The following is a 428-nucleotide window of genomic DNA, read 5'->3' as shown; positions in this document are numbered from 1 at the left end:
GTGTTCTTCCGATCTACCACATCCTCTTATTTTGACTCCCGGAATATTTTTCACAGCATTTATTTTAATTGTGCCTGCGATCTTTGCTGATTCGAAACTAAAGACATATCCAAAAATAACAATAGGATGGGGTTCTTTGCTGGCCCTTTATGTTAACTATCTTCTCATAATCAATGCTAAGAATTGGAAGCCATATGAGCTAACAGTATTCTATACACTAGTTTTTTTACTGCCAATTTTGGGGTATTATAGATTCAAACCCTTTGAAAAGATATATCTTTTCCCAGTGTTTGCCCACATCTTTGATATAGGCTCTACAATTGTTGCAATCCACTATTATGGTTATAGAGAAGTACACTGGCTGGAGAATATCTTGGTTCAAAAGTTTGGGGCTTTTGTCTATTATCCGTGGATAGTGTTCATTCTTG

General features: G+C 36.0%; 1 protein-coding gene. It reads left to right on the top strand.

The window, feature by feature from the left end; translation table 11 throughout:
• A partial coding sequence (locus E3E37_RS11200) for a DUF63 family protein (RefSeq protein ID WP_167717430.1) occupies window positions 1-428 on the top strand: 428 nt, incomplete at both ends.

The organism is Thermococcus sp. ES12, assembly GCF_012027515.1.
Taxonomy (GTDB): Archaea; Methanobacteriota_B; Thermococci; order Thermococcales; family Thermococcaceae; genus Thermococcus; species Thermococcus barossii.
The sequence above is the reverse complement of the archived record's forward strand: the minus strand, read 5'-3'. Positions and strand labels throughout refer to the sequence as shown.